At 59.9% G+C, this 20,472-nt stretch carries 17 protein-coding genes; 5 read left to right on the forward strand and 12 right to left on the reverse strand.

What is annotated here, in order from left to right:
• The first annotated feature begins 169 nt into the window (after window positions 1–169).
• The gene (locus tag BK665_RS14970; protein WP_123406734.1) at window positions 170–1,207 is read left to right on the forward strand and encodes a patatin-like phospholipase family protein; all 1,038 of its coding nucleotides are present in this window, start codon (window positions 170–172) and stop codon (window positions 1,205–1,207) included.
• Between the two features lie 135 nt (window positions 1,208–1,342).
• On the opposite strand, the gene BK665_RS14980 is transcribed toward BK665_RS14970, so the two are convergent.
• The 6 genes from BK665_RS14980 to kdpF all read right to left on the reverse strand — a co-directional run bounded on the left by BK665_RS14980 (window position 1,343) and on the right by kdpF (window position 9,435).
• Window positions 1,343–2,041 (reverse strand): response regulator, encoded by a 699-nt coding sequence (locus BK665_RS14980; RefSeq protein WP_123406737.1) that lies wholly within the window; start codon window positions 2,039–2,041, stop codon window positions 1,343–1,345.
• 48 nt (window positions 2,042–2,089) lie between these two features.
• Window positions 2,090–4,741 carry a DUF4118 domain-containing protein gene (locus tag BK665_RS14985; protein WP_123406739.1) on the reverse strand — a complete coding sequence of 884 codons (2,652 nt, stop codon included), beginning with the start codon at window positions 4,739–4,741 and terminating at the stop codon, window positions 2,090–2,092.
• Between the two features lie 132 nt (window positions 4,742–4,873).
• Window positions 4,874–5,419: a potassium-transporting ATPase subunit KdpC gene (kdpC, locus tag BK665_RS14990; protein ID WP_123406741.1), complete on the reverse strand. Its 546-nt coding sequence runs from the start codon at window positions 5,417–5,419 to the stop codon at window positions 4,874–4,876.
• A 155-nt stretch (window positions 5,420–5,574) separates the two neighbouring features.
• Window positions 5,575–7,632: a potassium-transporting ATPase subunit KdpB gene (gene kdpB / locus BK665_RS14995; protein WP_123406743.1), complete on the reverse strand. Its 2,058-nt coding sequence runs from the start codon at window positions 7,630–7,632 to the stop codon at window positions 5,575–5,577.
• A 10-nt stretch (window positions 7,633–7,642) separates the two neighbouring features.
• Window positions 7,643–9,337: a potassium-transporting ATPase subunit KdpA gene (gene kdpA, locus BK665_RS15000; RefSeq protein WP_123406745.1), complete on the reverse strand. Its 1,695-nt coding sequence runs from the start codon at window positions 9,335–9,337 to the stop codon at window positions 7,643–7,645.
• Between the two features lie 8 nt (window positions 9,338–9,345).
• The gene (gene kdpF / locus BK665_RS15005) at window positions 9,346–9,435 is read right to left on the reverse strand and encodes a K(+)-transporting ATPase subunit F (RefSeq protein ID WP_007899818.1); all 90 of its coding nucleotides are present in this window, start codon (window positions 9,433–9,435) and stop codon (window positions 9,346–9,348) included.
• A gap of 407 nt (window positions 9,436–9,842) precedes the next feature.
• Here kdpF and eat point away from each other — a divergent pair, with 407 nt between their 5' ends.
• From eat to BK665_RS15020, 3 genes are all read left to right on the forward strand, one after another.
• Window positions 9,843–11,207, forward strand: coding sequence for an ethanolamine permease (eat, locus tag BK665_RS15010; protein WP_123406747.1), 1,365 nt, complete (start codon window positions 9,843–9,845; stop codon window positions 11,205–11,207).
• Window positions 11,208–11,331: 124 nt separating this feature from the next.
• Entirely contained in the window at window positions 11,332–11,499 is a 168-nt protein-coding gene (locus BK665_RS15015; protein WP_123406749.1) for a DUF2897 family protein, read from the forward strand.
• A gap of 131 nt (window positions 11,500–11,630) precedes the next feature.
• On the forward strand, window positions 11,631–12,188 hold the full coding sequence (locus tag BK665_RS15020; RefSeq protein ID WP_123406751.1) for a TetR/AcrR family transcriptional regulator: 558 nt from the start codon (window positions 11,631–11,633) through the stop codon (window positions 12,186–12,188).
• Here BK665_RS15020 and fabF read toward each other — a convergent pair.
• The 6 genes from fabF to BK665_RS15050 all read right to left on the reverse strand — a co-directional run bounded on the left by fabF (window position 12,185) and on the right by BK665_RS15050 (window position 19,019).
• Window positions 12,185–13,459: a beta-ketoacyl-ACP synthase II gene (gene fabF, locus BK665_RS15025; protein WP_123406753.1), complete on the reverse strand. Its 1,275-nt coding sequence runs from the start codon at window positions 13,457–13,459 to the stop codon at window positions 12,185–12,187. The two genes, BK665_RS15020 and fabF, sit on opposite strands and share 4 nt — an antisense overlap.
• A gap of 32 nt (window positions 13,460–13,491) precedes the next feature.
• Window positions 13,492–14,286, reverse strand: coding sequence for an SDR family NAD(P)-dependent oxidoreductase (locus BK665_RS15030; RefSeq protein WP_123406755.1), 795 nt, complete (start codon window positions 14,284–14,286; stop codon window positions 13,492–13,494).
• 189 nt (window positions 14,287–14,475) lie between these two features.
• Entirely contained in the window at window positions 14,476–14,811 is a 336-nt protein-coding gene (locus BK665_RS15035) for a ComEA family DNA-binding protein (protein WP_123406757.1), read from the reverse strand.
• Between the two features lie 112 nt (window positions 14,812–14,923).
• Window positions 14,924–16,918: a polysaccharide biosynthesis protein gene (locus BK665_RS15040; protein WP_123406759.1), complete on the reverse strand. Its 1,995-nt coding sequence runs from the start codon at window positions 16,916–16,918 to the stop codon at window positions 14,924–14,926.
• A gap of 104 nt (window positions 16,919–17,022) precedes the next feature.
• On the reverse strand, window positions 17,023–18,051 hold the full coding sequence (locus BK665_RS15045) for an MraY family glycosyltransferase (protein ID WP_123406761.1): 1,029 nt from the start codon (window positions 18,049–18,051) through the stop codon (window positions 17,023–17,025).
• Complete coding sequence (locus BK665_RS15050; protein ID WP_123407147.1) at window positions 18,048–19,019, reverse strand: UDP-glucose 4-epimerase family protein; 972 nt, start codon at window positions 19,017–19,019, stop codon at window positions 18,048–18,050. The genes BK665_RS15045 and BK665_RS15050 overlap by 4 nt, the downstream gene beginning before the upstream one ends.
• Window positions 19,020–19,350: 331 nt before the next feature.
• Between BK665_RS15050 and BK665_RS15055 the strand changes: the two genes are divergently transcribed.
• Window positions 19,351–20,415, forward strand: a complete 1,065-nt coding sequence (locus tag BK665_RS15055; protein ID WP_123406763.1) for an acyltransferase family protein — start codon at window positions 19,351–19,353, stop codon at window positions 20,413–20,415.
• Window positions 20,416–20,472 lie beyond the last annotated feature (57 nt).

Genomic DNA, 20,472 nt, shown 5'->3' on the forward strand with positions numbered 1-20,472 from the left:
GCAAAAAGTGCCTTGCCTCGCCCGTACAAACTATAGCGCTCGCGAGCATACGCATCTGTCGCCATGCAGTGTCGAAAAAACGACGCACCTGCGCCACCCAGCGACCTTAGCGATTGAAGCCCGACCCTCGATGGGTGCATTGTTGAACCTTGTCAGACGAGGGCGATTCATGAAAAAGCGTGTCGCATTGGTGCTGGGCTCAGGTGGAGCCCGGGGCTATGCCCATATCGGTGTCATTGAAGAGATCGAACGTCGTGGCTACGACATCGCCTGCATCGCCGGTTGCTCCATGGGGGCGGTGGTCGGCGGGATTTATGCCGCCGGCAAACTCGACGAATATCGCAATTGGATCGAAAGCCTGGATTACCTCGACGTGTTGCGCCTGGTGGATGTCAGCTTCCGGCTGGGGGCGATTCGCGGGGAGAAAGTCTTCGGCCAGATCCGCAAGATCGTCGGCGAGATCAATATCGAAGACCTGCGCATCCCCTACACGGCGGTGGCCACCGACCTGACCAACCAGCAGGAAATTTGGTTCCAGGCCGGCTGCCTGCACCAGGCCATCCGCGCCTCGGCGGCGATCCCCAGTTTGTTCACGCCGGTGATGCAGGGCAATCGCATGCTGGTGGATGGCGGTTTGCTGAACCCGTTGCCGATCGTGCCCGTGGTGTCGAGCCATTGCGACTTGATCATCGCAGTCAACCTCAACTCCACCAACCAGCGCCACTATCAACTGCCGGTGATCCCGCGCCCTCCGGCGTTCAAGTCACGCTTCAACAGCCTGGTCAATTCGCTGGGTTCGAAGATGCCGTTCCGGCGCAAACAGGCTGAGCAATTGTTGTTGCTGGAACAGGAAGCGTTGAAAGCAGAAGCGGCGGAAATCAACCCGTGGATCGAATCCGCCGAACCCGAAGCCCAGCAACCGGCCGCCGCGCCCCTGGGCGAGGGCGCGCCGAAGTCGGCCACCGGTTCGTTCATCATTGATAACGTCGGGCCGGCGTCTTTACTGGACCTGATCAACCAGAGTTTCGAGGTGATGCAGACCTCGCTGGCGCAGTACAAGATTGCCGGGTATCCGCCGGACGTCCTGATCAACGTGCCGAAGCGTGTGTGCCGGTTTTTCGAGTTTTACAAGGCGCCGGAGTTGATCGCCCTGGGGCGGGAGATTGCGCGGGATACGATGGATCGGTATGAGAATGAGCAAAACTGAGCATCTGAAAGTTTTCGGGTGCCTGATCGTTCCCACGCTCCGCGTGGGAATGCCGCCATGGACGCTCTGCGTCCGCCCTTAAGATCGTGACGCGGAGCGTCACAGGATGCATTCCCACGCGGAGCGTGGGAACGATCAAAGCCCCCCCTCATTCAACAACCGATACCCCACCCCCGCCTCGGTCACGATAAACCTTGGCTGGGTCGGATCATCCGCCAGTTTCTGCCGCAGGTGCCCGACCACAATCCGCAAGTAGTGACTGTCCTCGGTATGAGTCGGCCCCCAGATGTCCTTGAGCAATTGCTGCTGGGTAATCACCCGCCCCGGATGCCGCGCCAGTTGCGCCAGCACCGCGTATTCCTTGCGGGTCAGCGCGACTTCGGCGCCGTCGAGCAGCACTCGGCGATAGGCCAGGTCCACGGTCAACGGGCCGAACGTGAGGGCTGCTTGCTGGGCTTCGCCGGACGGGGCCTGGCGCAACAAGGCACGCACCCGGGCGAGAAATTCCTGAATGCCGAATGGTTTGGTCACGTAGTCATTGGCGCCGCCATCCAGGGCTTCAACCTTCTGCCCTTCGCTGGCCCGCACCGACAGCACCAGCACCGGCACCGTCGACCATTCGCGAAACTCGCGCAGCACTTGCTGGCCGTCCATGTCTGGCAGGCCGAGGTCGAGCACCAGCAGGTCGGGTTTGTTCAGCGCGGCTTGCGCCAGGCCTTCGTTGCCGGTGCCGGCCTCCAGCACTTTGTAGCCCTGGGAGGCGAGGCTGATGCGCAGGAACTTGCGAATCTGCGGTTCGTCGTCGATGACCAAAATGGTCGTGGTCTGGCTCATGAATTCACATCAACACAAAGAAGTGGCAAGAGAGTAGCGCAAGCGCACTTAGGCTTCACTTTCAAAGCCTGGCTGCTCCTGCAATGGCAGATGAAGCGTGATGCAGGTTCCTCGTCCTTCAATGCCATCGCCGACGCTGATCCGCCCGCCATGAGCACCGACCATGCCCTGACAAATCGCCAGCCCCAGCCCGGTGCCCTGCCCGCCGCGATCGCCACGGGCGGCGGTGTAGAACATATCGAAAATTTTCGCCCGCTCGTCCTCCGGAATCCCCGGCCCTTCGTCGCTCACCGCGAAAAACAGCTCGTTGTCATCGGCCCCGGCGTGCACTTGCAAGCGCCCGTGAACCGGTGAAAACCGCGCGGCGTTTTCGATCACGTTGACCAGCGCCTGTTCGATCAGTGCGGCGTGGACGTACAGCAGCGGCAGTTCGGCCGGCACTTCGGTGCTGACCTGCAACGGCGCCAGCACTGCCCGCAGGCGATTGAGCGAACTGCCGACGATATCCGCCGGCGACACCCAGTCCCGGGCCAGTTTCAACGCGCCGTGACCCAGGCGAGTCATGTCCAGCAGGTTCTGGATATAGCGATCCAGGCGTTCGGCTTCATCGCGGGTGCCTTCGAGCAGCTCGCGGCGATCCTCCAACGGGATCGCTTCACCGAGGGCCAACAGGCTGTCGATGCTGCCGCGCATGGAGGTCAGCGGCGTGCGCAAATCGTGGGAGACCGAAGCGAGCAAGGCGCTGCGCAGTTGCTCGGTCTCACCGTGCAGGCGCGCCGCTTCCAGGTCTTCGGCCAATTGCGCTCGGGCCAGGGCCTGGGCCAGCGGTTGGCTCAGGGCGGTCAACAAGCGACGGCGCTGGCCGCTCAAGGTCTGGCCTTCGTTGGCACAAACACCGAGCAAACCCAACGGCCCATCCTCGACCGACAACGGCCACCACCACCAACGCCCGAACGGCAAGGTGCCAGTGCCCGCGCCGGCCGGTTGATCGTGTTGCCAGGCCCAATCGGCGGCGGCGCGCTCGGCTTCGGAGAACTCCAGCGGGCCACCGGTCTCGACTTTCCAGCCGCCCTGGCCGTCACGGTTGAGCAGGCACAATTGCAGATCACTCCAGCCGTTCAAGTGCTGGGCGGCGGCGCTGACCACGGCCTGACGGTCAGTGGCGGCGGTGAGTTTGCGCGACAGGTCGAGCAGTTCGCTGGTTTCTTCCTGGGTGTCTCGCAGAGCCTGCAATTGCCGACGCTGACGGGCCGCGAGGTTACCGGTGAGGGCCGCCATCAGCAGGAAGAACAGCAAGGTCAGTACGTCTTCTTCGCGCTGGATATTGAAAGAGAAATTCGGCGGGATGAACAAAAAGTCGTAGGTCAAAAACGACAGTGCCGCACAGGCCAGCGCCGGGCCGAGGCTGCTGCGCACCGCCACCAGCAACACGGCGGCAAGGAACACCAGGGAGATATTCGGCAGCGGCAGAACACTCGCCACTGCCCAGGCCAAAGCACTGGCCAAAATCGTTGCCACCAGGGCCAGCGCATAATCGAACCAGACCAGTGACTGGGCCGAACGCTGACGGGGGGCGTGTGTTTCCTGATCACTGTCGAGGACGTTGATTTCCAGGCCACGGGCATCGCGCAACAAACGCGACGCGAGACCGCCGCCGAATAATCGTCGACGCAAACGCTGGCGCGATTGGCCGACCAACACGAGGCTGGCGCGACGTTCAGCGGCGTGCTGGATCAGGGTTTTCGCCACCTCGCCGGCCCGCAGCAGCACCACTTCACCACCGAGGCGTTCGGCCAATTGCTGGGCGCTTTGCAGGCGCAGGCGCGATTGCTCGTCACGCACGCTGCCGTTGTCCACGTGCACCAGGCTCCACGGCAGATGCCGACGCTGGGCGACACGGCTGGCATGTCGCACCAGGCGCTCAGCCTGAGCATCGCCGTCGACCCCCACCAACAAACGACCACGCACTGCCGGTGCGGCCTGACCGAGTTGGCGATAACCCTGGGCCAGATCATCATCAACCTGGGCCGCGGCGGTTTGCATCGCCATTTCCCGCAGGGCGGTCAGGTTGGTCTGGGTGAAGAACGCGTCGATGGCGGCCCTAGCCTGCTCCGGCACGTAGACCTTGCCGTCGCGCAGACGCTCCAGCAATTCACGGGGTGGCAGGTCGATCAGCAACAGTTCGTAGGCTTCTTGCAGGACCCAGTCCGGCAGAGTTTCCCGGACCTGGACGCCGGTGATACCGCGCACTTTGTCGTTGAGACTTTCCAGGTGCTGGACGTTGACCGTGGTGTAGACGTCGATGCCGGCGGCCAGCAGTTCCTGAATGTCTTGCCAGCGTTTGGCGTGACGGCTGCCGGGGGCATTGCTGTGGGCCAGTTCGTCGACCAGCACCAGTTTCGGCTTGGCTTTGATCAGGCCGTCGAGGTCCATTTCTTCGAGCATCACGCCACGGTATTCCGAGCGCACCAGCGGTTGTTGCGGCAGGCCACCGAGCAGGGCTTCGGTTTCAGCGCGGCCATGGGTCTCGACCACGCCAGCGATGATTTTCACGCCCTGGCGCAGTTGGGTGTGGGCGGCTTGCAGCATGGCGTAGGTCTTGCCGACACCGGGCGCGGCGCCAAGGAACACCTTGAGCCGGCCACGGCCATCGCGGGGCAGGTCTGCTAACAGCGCGTCGGCGCGGCCGGAATCGCTCATGCTTGAAGTTCTCTTCTTTCAGGTGTTGATGTGGTGATTGTGCGGCCGCCTTCGCGAGCAAGCCCGCTCCCACACTTTGAAATGCATTCCAATGTGGGAGCGGGCTTGCTCGCGAATGGCGGCGCCACCGATTTACAACTTTTCGAGTGCGATGTTCAACGCCAGCACATTCACCACCGGCGGCCCCACCAGCGGCTGTTCGATGTTCGCGTTCAGCAGTTGCTCAAGCGTAGCCACCGGCAAATTACGCGCCGCCGCAACACGCGCCAGTTGATAGGCAATCGCTGCCGGTGGCAAGTGTGGATCGAGGCCGCTGCCGGAGGTGGTCAGCATCGCCAATGGCACCGGGCCCTGGCCTGGGACGATCAGTTTATTGGCATCGTCGAACACCCGGGTAGCAAGAGCCGGGTTGCTCGGCGACAGGTTACTCGCACCGCTCGACACCGTGGCAAAGGCACCGGCCGATGGTCGTGGATGGAACCAGGCGTCACCGACGAAATCCTGGGCAATCAGCGACGAGCCTCTGACCTTGCCGTCGGCGTCGTGTACCAGGCTGCCGTTGGCCTGGTCCGGGAACGCGACCTGGGCCACGCCGGTGACCACCAGGGGGTAGGCGACACCGGTGATCAGGGTCATCAGCACCAGCAGGCTCAGGGCCGGACGTATCATTGTGGACATTTCAAAATCCTCGAATTCAGGGAACAAATGCAGCGTTCATCAGGTGGACCGTGGTGCATTCTTCGCGAGCAAGCTTTGCTCCTACGGTTTTGCGCAACCTGTAGGAGCGAGGCTTGCCCGCGAAGGCGATGTGTCTGACACACCGCCCTGCAGGGTCAAACCAAATGCAACGCCGTCAACAGCATGTCGATCGCCTTGATGCCCACGAACGGCACCAGAATCCCGCCCAGGCCGTAGATCAACAGGTTGCGTCGCAACAGCGCCGCCGCACTCGCCGCTTGCACTCGCACGCCGCGCAGCGCCAGGGGGATCAGCACAACAATGATCAAGGCGTTGAACACAATCGCCGAGAGGATCGCGCTCTGCGGGCTGCTCAGGTGCATGACGTTCAGCACACCGAGTTGCGGATAGATCGAGGCGAACAGCGCCGGCAGGATCGCGAAGTACTTGGCCACGTCGTTGGCGATGGAAAAGGTCGTCAACGCACCGCGAGTCACCAGCAACTCTTTACCGATCTGCACCACGTCCAGCAGCTTGGTCGGGTCGCTGTCGAGGTCGACCATGTTCGCCGCTTCGCGTGCCGCTTGCGTACCGTCGTTCATCGCCATGCCCACGTCTGCCTGGGCCAGGGCCGGGGCGTCGTTGGCGCCGTCGCCGCACATGGCGACCAGGCGACCGTCGTTCTGCTCGTGGCGAATGCGCGCCAGTTTTTTCTCCGGAGTGGCTTCGGCCAGTACGTCATCGACGCCCGCTTCAGCAGCAATCGCGGCGGCGGTCAGCGGGTTGTCGCCGGTCACCATGACGGTGCGAATCCCCAGCTTGCGCAGCTCGGCGAACCGCTCGCGGATACCTGGCTTGACCACGTCCTTGAGGTGAATCGCGCCGAGCAATTTACCGTCGGCGCAGACCAGCAACGGGGTGCCGCCGCTCTGGGCGATCTTGTCGATTTCCCGGGACAGAGACGGTGCCAGGTCGGCACGTTTCAGGCCGACGAAGGCCAGCAGCGAATCCACCGCGCCTTTGCGATAAACACGACCCTGATAGTCGACACCGGACAGACGTGTCTCGGCGCTGAACGGCACGGCGGTCAGCAGCTCGGTGCTTGGCTCTGGCTGCGGATGCAGACCACGCAGGTACTCGACGACAGACTTGCCTTCAGCCGTGTCATCCGCCAGCGAGGCAAACAACGCGCCCTCGGCCAGTTCCTTGGCGCTGACGCCGGGTGCCGCATAAACGGCTGTGCAACGACGGTTACCGAAGGTGATGGTGCCGGTCTTGTCCAGCAGCAGGACGTGCACGTCCCCCGCCGCTTCCACGGCGCGACCGGACTTGGCGATCACATTCAGGCGCACCAGGCGATCCATCCCGGCGATACCGATGGCCGACAACAAACCACCAATCGTGGTCGGAATCAGGGTGACCAATAACGCTACCAGGAACACCAGTGGCAGGCTGCCGTTGGCGAAGTGGGCGAACGGTTGCAGGGTCACGACCACCAGCAGGAAGATCAGGGTCAGGCCGATCAGCAGGATGTCGAGCGCCACTTCGTTCGGGGTTTTCTGGCGTTTGGCGCCTTCGACCAGAGCGATCATGCGATCCAGAGTCGACTCGCCCGGATTAGCGGTGATGCGCACCAGCAGCCAGTCGGACACCAGCCGGGTGTTGCCGGTGACGGCCGAACGGTCGCCGCCGGACTCGCGAATCACTGGCGCCGATTCACCGGTAATCGCCGCTTCGTTGACCGCCGCGATACCTTCAATCACCTCGCCGTCACCGGGGATCATTTCCCCGGCTTCGACGCGCACCACATCGTCCTTGCGCAGGCTGGTGGCGGGCACCACCTGGAAGGTGCCGTTGGAAGTGCGGCGACGAGCGCTCAAACCTTCGCTGCCAGCCTTGAGGCTGTCGGCGCGAGCCTTGCCGCGACCTTCGGCCAAGGCTTCGGCGAAGTTGGCGAACAGCACGGTGAACCACAGCCACAAGGCGATTTGCGCGGCGACGAAAGTCGGCACGCTGCTGTCGGGAATGAAGCACAGCACGGTGGTCAGCACGGCGGTCAGTTCGACCACCAGCATCACCGGCGCACGCTGCAATTGCCGTGGGTCGAGCTTGACGAAGGCTTGCACCAGCGCCGGACGCCACAGGGCCGAGATCGCGGTTTTCGGTTGTTCCGGCGCCTTGGCGACGACGGTTTTGCTTACAGGCATATTCATGATGGATTCCTTAGAAGCCCATGCTCAGGTGTTCAGCAATCGGACCCAGTGCCAATGTCGGCAGGAAGGTCAAACCACCCACCAGCAAAATGGTCACGGTCAGCAGCGTCACGAACAGCGGGCCATGGGTCGGGAAGCTGTTCTGGCCGATCGGTGCGGTTTTCTTCATCGCCAGGCTGCCGGCCAACGCCAGAACCGGGAGGATGTAACCGAAGCGACCGATCAACATGCCCAGGCCCAGCATCAGGTTGTGGAACGGGGTGTTGGCACTGAACCCGCCGAACGCCGAACCGTTGTTGGCACTGGCCGAGGTGTACGCATAAAGCAACTGGCTGAAACCGTGGGCACCGGGGTTACTCACCGCCGCCACCGGACCGGGCAGGCTTGCAGCAATCGCGCCCAGCACCAGCACGCCGACCGGCATCACCAGCAAAGTCACCACCAACAGTTGCACTTCCTTGGCTTGCAGCTTCTTGCCGAGGTATTCCGGGGTGCGGCCGATCATCAGGCCCGCGAGGAATACTGCGATCAACACGTTGAGCAACATGCCGTAGAGCCCGGCACCGACGCCGCCGAAGATCACTTCGCCGACCATCATGTTGACCAGCGCAACCATGCCGGTCAGCGGATTAAGGCTGTCGTGCATGGCGTTGACCGAACCGTTGGATGCCGCAGTCGTCGTTACCGACCACAGCACGGTGGCGGTGGTGCCGAAGCGCGCTTCCTTGCCTTCCAGCGGTGCGGTCTGCTCGACGGCCGCGTTGGCCAGGGTCGGGTTCGGCTGGTATTCAGCCCACAGCGACGTCGCGCCGCCGATGATGAACAGCGCCAGCATGCAGGCGATGATCGCGCGGCTCTGACGCAGGTCTTTCACGTAGTGGCCGAAAGTGAACACCAGGGCGACCGGGATCAGGATGATCGAGCCCATCTCGAACAGGTTGCTCCACGCGGTCGGGTTCTCGAACGGGTGCGCCGAGTTGACGCCGAAGAAGCCACCACCGTTGGTGCCCAGTTGCTTGATCGCAATCTGGCTGGCCGCCGGGCCGAGCGGGATCACTTGATCGACGCCTTGCATGGTTACCGCATTCACGTAGTGCGCGAAGGTTTGCGGCACGCCCTGCCAGACCAGGTACAGCGCCAGCAGCAGGCACAGTGGCAGCAGACCGTAGAGGGTGGCGCGGGTCATGTCGACCCAGAAGTTGCCCAGGGTCTTGGTCGACTTGCGACCGATACCACGGCACAAGGCAACCAGCACGGCGAGGCCGGTGGCGGCGCTGACGAAGTTCTGCACAGTGAGGCCGGCCATCTGACTCAGGTAGCTCAGGGACGCTTCACCGCTGTAGGCCTGCCAGTTGGTGTTGGTCATGAAACTGATGGCCGTGTTGAACGCCAGCGTCCACTCCTGACCCGGCAGGTTCTGCGGGTTGAGCGGCAAGTGGTCCTGGAACAACAGGATCGCGAACAACAGCAAGAAACCCGCGAGGTTGAAGGCGAGCAAGGCCAGGGTGTACTTCTGCCAAGTCTGTTCTTCCTGCGGGTCCACGCCGGAAATCCGATAACAGCCGCGCTCGACCGGGCCCAAAATCGGCGACAGCCAAGTGCGTTGCCCTTCCATCACTTTGTAGTAAAAACGCCCCAGGAACGGTGCCGGAATCAGCACCAGGGCGAAGAAGGCCAGGATCAGCCAATAGTCATAACTGTGCATAGCCGCTCCTAGTTCCGATCCGCGCGCAACAGCGCAACCAACAGATAAATGAACAGCCCCACTGCCAATAGCAGTGACACCCCGTCCAGAACGCTCATGGAAGTTCTCCGTGTTACGGCGTATTGCCGCGTGTGGAGTCATTGTCCGCAGGGAGGCTGTAAAGGAACGAGAGCGAGGGGTGTGGCGGGGCATAAAGAAAGCGTAAAGAGTGGGTTTATGCTGGCGTTACAGGCGGGTTTTGTGGCGTGCGGGCGGGCCTCTTCGCGGGCAAGCCCGCTCCCACAGAGGATTTTCGTCGTTCAGAGATCTCCTGTGGGAGCGGGCTTGCTCGCGAAGGCGGCATAACTGGCAACACTGCTCCCAACTGGCGCACAAAAAGCAGGCATCCAGCAGCGATCATCCCCGATACGACAGCTTTAACCGCTTTACGACGCAAAAATACAAAATGGCACGCCCACTGCAACGCCCTCCCCCGAGCTTTCCAAACCGTTCAGGGAGCAAACGCATGAACACACAACTCAAACCCACGCTGGGCACGCTGCACCTGTGGGGCATCGCGGTCGGGCTGGTGATTTCCGGGGAGTATTTCGGCTGGAGTTATGGCTGGGGCGTGGCCGGGACACTGGGCTTTCTGGTGACCTCCTTTATGGTCGCCACCATGTACACCTGCTTTATCTTCAGCTTCACCGAACTGACCACGGCGATTCCCCACGCTGGCGGCCCGTTCGCCTACAGCCGTCGCGCCTTTGGCGAGAAAGGTGGGTTGATCGCCGGGCTGGCAACGCTGATCGAATTCGTCTTCGCCCCGCCCGCCATCGCGTTGGCGATTGGTGCGTACCTGAATGTGCAGTTTCCGGCGCTTGATCCGAAGCACGCGGCGGTTGGCGCCTACATCGTGTTCATGGGCCTGAACATCCTCGGGGTGAAACTGGCGGCGACCTTCGAACTGATCGTCTGCGTATTGGCGGTGGCTGAACTGCTGGTGTTCATGGGTGTGGTCGCCCCGGCGTTCAGCTTCAGCAACTTCGCCCTCAACGGCTGGGCCGGTTCCGATGTGTTCGGCGCGCCGGCGATTGCCGGGATGTTCGCGGCGATCCCGTTTGCGATCTGGTTTTTCCTCGCCATCGAAGGCGCGGCCATGGCCGCTGAAGAAGCCAAGGACCCGAAACGCACGATTCCGAAGGCCTACATCAGCGGCATCCTGACCCTGGTGTTGCTGGCCATGGGCGTGATGTTCTTTGCCGGCGGCGTCGGTGACTGGCGCACCCTGTCGAACATCAACGACCCGTTGCCGCAAGCGATGAAAACCGTGGTCGGCGAAAGCTCCGGCTGGTTGCACATGCTGGTGTGGATCGGCCTGTTCGGCCTGGTGGCGAGTTTCCACGGGATCATCCTTGGCTATTCGCGGCAGTTCTTCGCCCTCGCCCGGGCCGGTTACTTGCCCAAATCCCTGGCCAAATTGTCGCGTTTCCAGACCCCACATCGGGCGATCATCGCCGGTGGCCTGATCGGCATCGCGGCTATTTATAGCGACGGTTTGATCAACCTCGGCGGCATGACCCTGACGGCGGCGATGATCACCATGGCGGTGTTCGGCGCGATCGTCATGTACATCATGAGCATGCTCAGCCTGTTCAAACTGCGTAAAACCGAGCCGAACCTGGAGCGCACCTTCCGCGCGCCGTGCTATCCGCTGGTGCCGATGATCGCGCTGGTGCTGGCGGTGGTGTGCCTGGTGGCGATGGCCTGGTTCAACGCCTTGATCGGGCTGATATTCCTCGGCTTCATGGCGGTGGGTTTCGTGTATTTCATGCTGACCGGGCAATTGCGCGCCGATGCGCCGGCGGATGCGATGTTGACCGGGCTCTAAACAGCACAGGTGCTGCTGTCGTATCAGGCATAGAATGGAACCACTGCGAAAATGAATCGCTCAAAGTGGTATGCACGATCGGTTGGCAAAATCCGCCAACCGGCCTGCCCTCAAGGAGAGCCCTATGCCCTGGTATGCCTGGTTGATTCTGGTCGTTGCAATCGGCTCGATCGTTGGTGGTTTGATGATGTTGCGCGACACCGCCACCAAGGTCGACATGACCGAAGAGCAACGTAAACGCGTCGCTGAACGCAATGCGGAAATGGATGCCAAGGAAGCGCAGGACCGCTGACAAAAAACCCCGCCATTACGGCGGGGTTTATTTTTTGTGGTTCGACGCATCTGCATGCTTTTTAGGAGTAGAAGTACAGTCACCATCCAACATTCATTGGTTAAGATGGCGCATTGTCGCGGAGATCAGAGATGCGTTACTCGCAGGACCACAAAGCCCAGACCCACCAACGCATCATCAAGGAAGCTTCAGCACGTTTCCGCCGCGACGGAATCGGTGCCACCGGCCTACAACCATTGATGAAAGCGCTCGGCCTGACCCATGGCGGCTTTTATTCGCACTTCAAATCCAAGGATGAACTGGTAGAGAAGGCCCTCGTGGCTGCACGCGAAGAGCTCGATGGGTTGTGCGCCCAGTTGTTTGCTTCCGAGCATCCGCTGGAGGCGTTTATCGACAGTTATTTGTCCGAATGGCACCAGACCTCACCCCATGAGGGTTGTCCGCTGCCGACCATGTCGTCGGAACTCGGGTTGCGTGGGCAAGCAAGCGCCACCAGCGATGCGGTGCTTAACGCGCGACTGGAACAGGTGCAAGCCACCCTGGAAGGCGAAAACGCCGCCGAGCGCAGCATCGTCATCATGTCGACGCTGGTCGGGGCATTGCTGCTATCGCGCAGTGTCGAGAACGCTGAGCTGGCCCAGCGGATCCTCGACGTTACCCGCGATCATCTCAAACAGTCCAAAGACTAATCCTGCCACCGCTTGAACAGCACACTGGCATTCACCCCACCAAAGCCGAAGCCGTTTGATAGCGCATATTCGATGGGCATCGACCGCGCCTCGCCATGGACGATGTCCACGCCTTGGGCAGCCGGATCCGGATTTTCGAAATTGAGGGTCGCGGGCACGATCTGATCGCGGATGGCCAACAGCGTGAAGATCGCCTCGATCCCGCCGGCGGCACCCAGTAAATGCCCGGTGGCGGACTTGGTAGAGGTCACGGCAATCTTGTTGTCCGTACCGAACAATGACTTGATCGCCGCCAACTCCCCTAGATCCCCGACCGGGGTCGAGGTGGCGTGGGCGTTAAGGTGCTGGACCTGGGCCGGAGAAATCCCCGCCTGCGCCAACGCCAGCGACATCGCCCGTCGCGCACCGCTGCCATCTTCAGGCCCGGCGGTCAGGTGATAGGCATCGGCACTGGTGCCGTAGCCGACCAGTTCCGCGATCGGCCGAGCCCCCCGGGCCAATGCATGTTCAAGGGATTCGATCACCAACAAACCGGAGCCCTCGCCCATCACGAAGCCATCTCGATCACTGTCGAACGGCCGTGACGCACGTTCCGGGGTCTCGTTGAAACCGCTGGACAAAGCACGCGCTGCGGCAAATCCGGCCAGGCTGACCCGATCGATCGCCGCCTCTGCCCCGCCACACACGGCAATATCGGCTTCGCCACTGCGAATCAACCGCGCCGCATCACCAATCGCCTGAACCCCGGCCGCACACGCGGTGACCGGCGCCCCCAACGGACCTTTGAATCTGTGCTGGATCGACACGTGACCCGCCGCCAGATTGACCAGGAACGATGGAATGGTAAACGGCGACAATCGTCGCGGCCCGCGTGTATCCGTGGTGCGCACCGCGTCGGCGATTGCGCCGAAACCGCCTATACCGGAACCGATGATGGTAGCGGTGCGTTCCTGGGCATTGGCGTCCTGGGCCTGCCACCCGGCTTGCTCCAGCGCCTGGCGCGCGGCTTCCATGGCGAACATGATAAAGCGGTCCATCTTCTTCTGTTCTTTGGGGGGCGTGGCCCGGTCCGGGTCGAACCCGGCTTCAGCGTCTTCGGCCAGACTCGGAACAGCACCACCCACCTTGGCCGGCAAATCGGCAACCACCTCGTCCGGCAGCGCTCGTAACCCCGAGCGCCCAGCCAGCAGGCGCGCCCAGACCGCCTCGACGCCCGTTCCCAATGGAGATACCAGGCCCATACCCGTTACAACTACTCGACGATCACTCATACCGCATTCACCTCAAACCGATTCATGGCGCCTCACTTGTAGCGTGCGGCAGCTTTGTCTCGGGACAAGTTCGGCGCCATCACATGACGGGCCGCAACGAAAGCTTCCCACTCGGCAGCATCCGGCAACGAAGGAATGGTGATCAGTTCACCCTGGTCCAGACCGGACAATGCCGCGTCCACCATGTCCCCTGCTTCCATGACCATCTCCGCCGGGATGCCACTGGCATCGATACCGGAACGCTCCCAGATCTCAGTGCGGGTCACCCCAGGCAACACCGCTTGAACCTGGACACCGGTGCCATCGAGTTCGGCATTCAACGATTGGGTCAGACTCAGAACATACGCCTTGCTGGCGCTGTACGTCGCGTTGAACCGCTCAGGGAACAAAGCGACGACTGAAGCGATATTGATGATCGTCCCGCGACCGGCCTTGGCAAAACTGGCGGCGGCTGCCGAGGCCAAGCGAGTGACGGTGGTGACGTTGAGCTGGATCAGACGCTCCAGTTGCTCCATGTCGGCGTTGGCCAACAACCCATCGGCCGCGACACCGGCGTTGTTGAGCAGCAGGCTGATACTTGAATCGCTACGCAGACGCTGCTCAAGTTTCAATACTTCATCCTTTTGCGTCAGGTCAGCCTTGAGCACTTCCACCTGAACACCGTGCTCGGTGCGTAACTTGCTCGCCGCGGCCTCCAGCCGTTGCTCGTCGCGAGCCACCAACAACAAATCAAAACCACGTGCTGCCAACCGCTCGGCGTAAATGGCGCCGATGCCAGAAGAAGCACCGGTGACGAGGGCTGTACCTTGGGACTGGGTGGAAGTCATGACTGTGCTCCTGGGGATACTTGAGGGATGGCGAGCGCCAGAGCGCTCCGGGAATTTATTATAGGCATAATCCAAAGACTATATGATAGTCGTAATTTTTCATCCGCCGACCAAAGGCCGCCCCCAATGCCCGCGTCAGAATGCAAAAAGGCCGGTCAATGACCGGCCTCTTGGCGTTGAGTTACAAGTTTAGTTCACCTGAAGCTTCTCGCGATTCTTGTCCAGAATGGCCTTACCAATCCCCTTCACTTCCAGCAATTCGTCTACGGAAGAAAACGGACCATTAGTTTCACGATACGCAACAATCGCCTTTGCTTTGGCTTCGCCAATTCCCGCCAGTTCGCGCTGCAGCGTCGGTGCGTCAGCTTCATTGAGATCGACTTTGTCGATCTGATCCTTGGGGGCCACTTCCAGAACCAGAGGGGCGCCGCCGGCATCAGGTTTGGCCGCAGGTGCGGCAAAAGCGGCAATAGAGGCGCTGGTGAGCAGGGCAAAAACCAGAGAGTAGAAATAGCCAGTACGCATAAATGAAGCTCCATGACATCAATTGAGAAAGCAGCTTTTCCGAAGCTGCCTTCCAAACTTAGGCGATGTGATGGAGCTGTCAAAAGTGTGTACGTTACAGGATGTGAAACAATCAGGGTTCGAGGCGGCGTTGCTGGTAGATCCAGTCGACGATTTCGCCATCCGGCGTGTAGCCGCTGACGGTTTCCCGTAGCAGTTGGCGCACCCGAGAATAATCGTCCTGCTCAACGGCCAGCAAGAGCTCCGTCAAACGCCCTTTAAGGATGTCCCAGGGCAGATGGTCTTCGTTGGCGCACATGATCATCGGATGCTGTGTCGCCGCCACGTTGTCGCCAATCAACAGTTCTTCGTAAAGCTTTTCGCCCGGCCGCAACCCTGTGAACTCAATGGAGATGTCGCCGTGCGGATTTTTATCCGAGCGGATGCCCAGGCCGGACAGATGAATCATTTTCTCGGCCAATTCGACAATTTTCACCGGCTCGCCCATATCCAGCACGAACACATCGCCCCCCTGCCCCATGGACCCTGCCTGGATCACCAGTTGCGCGGCCTCAGGGATGGTCATGAAATATCGGGTGATTTTCGGGTGCGTCACCGTCAGCGGCCCGCCGGACTTGATCTGGCTGTGGAATAGCGGGATCACCGAGCCCGACGATCCCAACACATTGCCGAAGCGCACCATGGTGAAACGGGTCTTGTTGACGCGCGAGACGTTGGCCTTGTCGCCGAACAGCACCGGAGCAATTTCGCGGCTGAGGGCTTGCAGGATCAATTCGGCCAGGCGCTTGGTGCTGCCCATGACGTTGGTCGGGCGCACGGCCTTATCGGTGGAAATCAGGACAAAGTTCGCGACCCCGGACTGCAATGCAGCCTGAGCCGTATTGAGCGTGCCGATGACATTGTTGAGCACGCCTTCGGCAATATTATGCTCGACCATCGGCACATGCTTGTAAGCCGCCGCATGGTAGACCGTCTCTACGCGCCAGGTTTTCATCACGTCCAGAAGCTTGTGCGGATGACGTACGGAACCGAGGATCGGTAGTAAGCGAACGGAAACCGACTCCCTGCAGCTGCGCTGCTCCAGTTCCGACAGAATGCTGTAAAGGTTGAATTCACTGTGATCGAACAGCAACAGCGTGGTCGGCCCCAGGGCGAATATCTGGCGACAAAGCTCTGAACCGATCGAGCCGCCGGCGCCGGTCACCATGACGGTCTTGCCTTTGATACACCGTTCGAGCAAGTCCGGTTGCGCCGGCACCGAATCGCGCCCCAACAGGTCAGCAATATCCACTTCCTGGATATCTTCGACCTTGACCCGGCCACTGGCCAGGTCGGTGAAATTGGGAACGCTTCGAATGTGCAGCGGGAAACCTTCCAGAAGATTGAGGATTTCCCTGCGGCGGGCACGGGTAGAAGACGGTAATGCGAGGAGAATTTCCTTCGCGCCAGTGACGTCGATCATTTGTTGGATGTGTTTGGGCTTGTAGACCTGCAGCCCTGAAATTGAGCGATCGGCGATGCTGGCATCGTCGTCGATAAAGGCGACCGGGCGCATCACCTTGCCCATGCGCAAGGCTGCAACCAGCTGATTGCCCGCGACACCGGCGCCATAGATAGCCACCTTGGTCAAACCGTTATCGCGGTTGGTGAACGGCACATGTTGGGCGGCGGTGAACCAGTCGCCCATGAAATATTGGCGCATGCAAAGCCGCAGCCCGCCGATGATGACAAGGCTTAACCACCAGTAATTGAAAATGATCGAGCGAGGTACAACAACCTCATGATTGCTGTACCAATAGACGACGACAGCCAGGATCAGCGAAGACAAACTGACGGCCTTGATAATGGCAATCAACGCATCATTGCCAAAATAACGCATGACCGCACGGTACATGCCAAAACGGATAAAAAGAGGAATGGCAACGATGGGAGCGCTGGCAAAAAGCCAGAAATGGACTTTGAAGGGGTTGTACATATCATCGATACCCAAGCGGACGATGAACGCCAACCACAGTGCAACCCAGACCAGAATAATGTCTGTGCCGACCTGAATCAGTCGTTTCCGGCGTCTGGGAAGCCCTAAAAGACGCTCTCGGACCTTATCCATTAAATCTTCAAACACCTCAGCACCTCTCTTCAACTGCTGAATCGCCGTGGATAAACTTTCGGGCGTATCACTTCCACTTTAAACCTAAATGACATAACTGTTACTTAGTTCTTTATAGAAGCCCCTTCCAACTCTCCCGCACGGAATTTGATTGCCAGCACCAACAGGGGAGCATAGGCCAGAATCAGACCGAGGCTACCGTCCAGGCCAAAGCGCGTGACGCCCACGGCAATAGGCAACAACCAGAGCAAATTGATCGCTCCAACCGCCAAAGTAACCGCTAAATGGCTGCCAAACCGACGAGAGGCAAATTGATAGGCATGACTTCTGTGGGCCTCGTAAATCTTGTCGCCCCTGAACAAACGACGAAACAACGTGAACGTGGCATCGACGATAAAAACACCGAGGAGGATTAACCAGCCCCACAGCAAGTTGGCAGAAACCGAGGCCGCTTGTAGTGACAAGCCCCCCAGAACAATACCCAGAAAGCCGCTCCCCGCATCGCCCATGAAGATTCTGGCAGGTGGAAAGTTCCAAAACAGAAAACCGGCCACGGCCACCGCAAGCAATAGCGGTGCCCAAATAAGTTGCGGTGTACCACCACACCAATAGAGGACGCAGGCACCGAGACAGACACACATTGCCTCGACACTGGCAATGCCATCGATTCCGTCCATGAAGTTATAAAGGTTGAGCAACCACACCAGGTAAAACGCCGCCAGCACATGCCCCAGCCACCCCAGATCCACCACCACGTCCCCGAACTGGACTGAAGGCAGGCCACCCAGCCAGACCAGCAACCAGGCCGACGCTACAAAATGCCCCAACAGGCGCCACCGGGCAGCAATGTGACCGTGGTCATCCATAAACCCGATGACTGCAATCAGCGCGCCGGCGCCTGCAATTGCACAAAAAACCGAAGATGCTATCAGCCCCGCGAACAGCAACAGCCAGAGCGCCAACGTAAAGGCCAGGACGATGGCCACTCCACCGCCACGGGGCGTCGGCACCGAATGAGAACTGCGGGCGTTGGGAATATCCATGAGGCTGCGAGACAACGCGTAGTGACGCAACGCCCAAGTCAGGGTGAAGGAAACCAGGGCAATGAGGGCAATGAACCATCCGTAATTCATGATTGGCGATAATCCAGAAAATGCTGCGCCGTCAGGCTCAAGGCCTTATCGAGAGTGACCGGGGGAACCCAGCCCAATAGCTGCCGGTTTTTGCTTATATCGACCCGCAGGGAACCGAAAATCCGCTGCGATAGCGCCTGCCGTCCGAGCAACGCGGCGGCGCCACGCATGAGCCAGACCGGTATTGGCAGCAAAACGGCAGGTTTTCCAAGGGCGCGGGCCAGCTTGCGAAGCAATTGCGTCGTCGATACATCCTCACCATCACTGGCCAGGAACACCTGGTTGGCCGCGGCCGGATGCTCGGTACAAGTAACGATAAGGTCCACCAGATTATCGATCGCAACGAGGCTGCGACAGTTGTGAACTGCACCCAACGGCAGCGGGACGCCGCGATGGAGCCAACGCATCATGCTGAGGAAGTTGGCCTTGACGCCCGGCCCGTAGACCAGCACTGGGCGAATGACGACCACTTCCATGCCAGAAGCAACCGCCAGCGCCTGCAACGCCCGCTCCGCCTCAAGTTTGGAAATGGCGTAGGGGTCAACCGGGGCTGGGACATCCTCTGCGGTATAGGCTTGATCCTGCCGTCCGCCCTCGCCGTTCACCTTGATCGAACTGATGAAGACAAATCGCCGGACACCCGCGGCGACCGCCTGACGAGCAAGATTCAAGGAACCTTCGACATTGATCTGGCGGAACGCAGTCAACGGATCAGCAGAAACCTCGTTCATGACATGAACCCGCGCGGCGGCATGGATAACCACATCCACCCCCTTCAGCGCATCACTCCAGTCAGTCGCCGAATCGAGGCAGGCGAAAGGGATTGCATGAACTCCTGCCGCAAAGGTTGTGGATGTATTCCTGACGGGTGCGACCACGGAACATCCTGATACCAACGCCAACCGGTTGATCACCGCCCGCCCCACAAAGCCACTGCCACCAGTAATCAGGAATGTCTTGGAACTCATTGGCGACCTTTTGTAGTTCGTGAGGATGTCGATGCGGGAGATGCAGTAGTCGTGGCGCAAGTACAGCATTCGCCACAACCCAGGCGCACCGATCATGAAGTATGAAACCGGGGGAGGCATGGGGCTGGCAGTTTATTGAATAACCGTACGGTTAGCCACTTCACCTGCCACACGTCGCTCGCCCTTTGCGCGACTTTTCACGGCCCTCCAATTGCCTGCCACTTACTCGGAAGTCGCCTACAAAATTATCCGGAAATCGGCGACTTACCCGTCATTCATGCAACTGGCAACCTCAAATGCCACACATTTGCCTGTGAAGTGAATCAACACCATGAAACCTCAACGCGAACGACTGATCTATCTGGACGCCATCAGAGCGGTGGCGGCTTTGTCGGTCGTGATCTCACACTACATCGAGCGCACGCCGCTTCATCAATGGGCCATCTTCGATTTTTTGCGCCCCGGCCAGTTCGGTGTCGTGGTGTTCTTCATACTCAGCGGCTTCGTCATTCCTTTCAGTTTCACGAAAGGTGCAACCAGCAACAGAACCTTTCTGGTCTCACGGTTGTTCCGCCTGTATCCGGCCTATTGGTTATCAATCCTTCTCGCCTGTTTCGCTATTACTCACTTCCTCGGCGCGGACTTGAACGAAAAACGGATATTGGCAAATGTCACAATGCTTCAAGCCTTGACCGGCTATCACAATCTTTTCGGAGTCTACTGGACATTATTCGTCGAGCTTGTGTTTTACGCGCTGTGCATCGCATTGAGCTGGGCAGGATTACTCGGCAACCTGAAGATTCGCTTACTGATGGCAATAACCTTTTTACTAGCCGCTCTCGCTGGTGCTGCGGCGCGCCACTATTTATCCCTGCCCGCCCCCGTCGGCATTTTATCTTCCTTATCATTAATGCTGTTTGGGGGGCTTTGGAGAAGCCATGTAATTGATCGCACACCAAAAGCCAAAGCTTACTGCCTGCAATGGATCGCCCTGTTTCTTCTTTGCTTCCCGTTAATTGCCTTGCTTGCCTACAACGTCGATCAAGGCCTCGGTGAAAATGCTTATACCTACATCGGCAGCTACTTCACCGCGCTACTGTTTTTCATCACCACAACAACGTTACTTAAACTGAAAAATAAAGTCCTTATATTCCTGGGCTCTATCAGCTACTCGCTTTACCTGATTCATCCATTTTTTCTGGAGTGGGTGACCGCCAGGTTTTCCCTTTCGAGCCAGTTCAACCTGGCACCTTTCGCCCTCTATCTCCTCGTCACTCTCGCTTGCTCGACGGCGTGTTACGTCCTGATCGAGAAAAACGGGATCCGGCTAGGCAGACGTTTGAATGCAGCTTTAGACCGCGCAGCGCTCAAGAACGCAACGCCGGTTCGCCCATAACCGTCACCGCCCCTGATAGAGGACTAGTAAATCGCCACCACAGGCCCTATTTACGCT

Origin of the sequence: Pseudomonas frederiksbergensis, from assembly GCF_003732665.1 — a bacterium.
Taxonomy (GTDB): domain Bacteria; phylum Pseudomonadota; class Gammaproteobacteria; order Pseudomonadales; family Pseudomonadaceae; genus Aquipseudomonas; species Aquipseudomonas frederiksbergensis_G.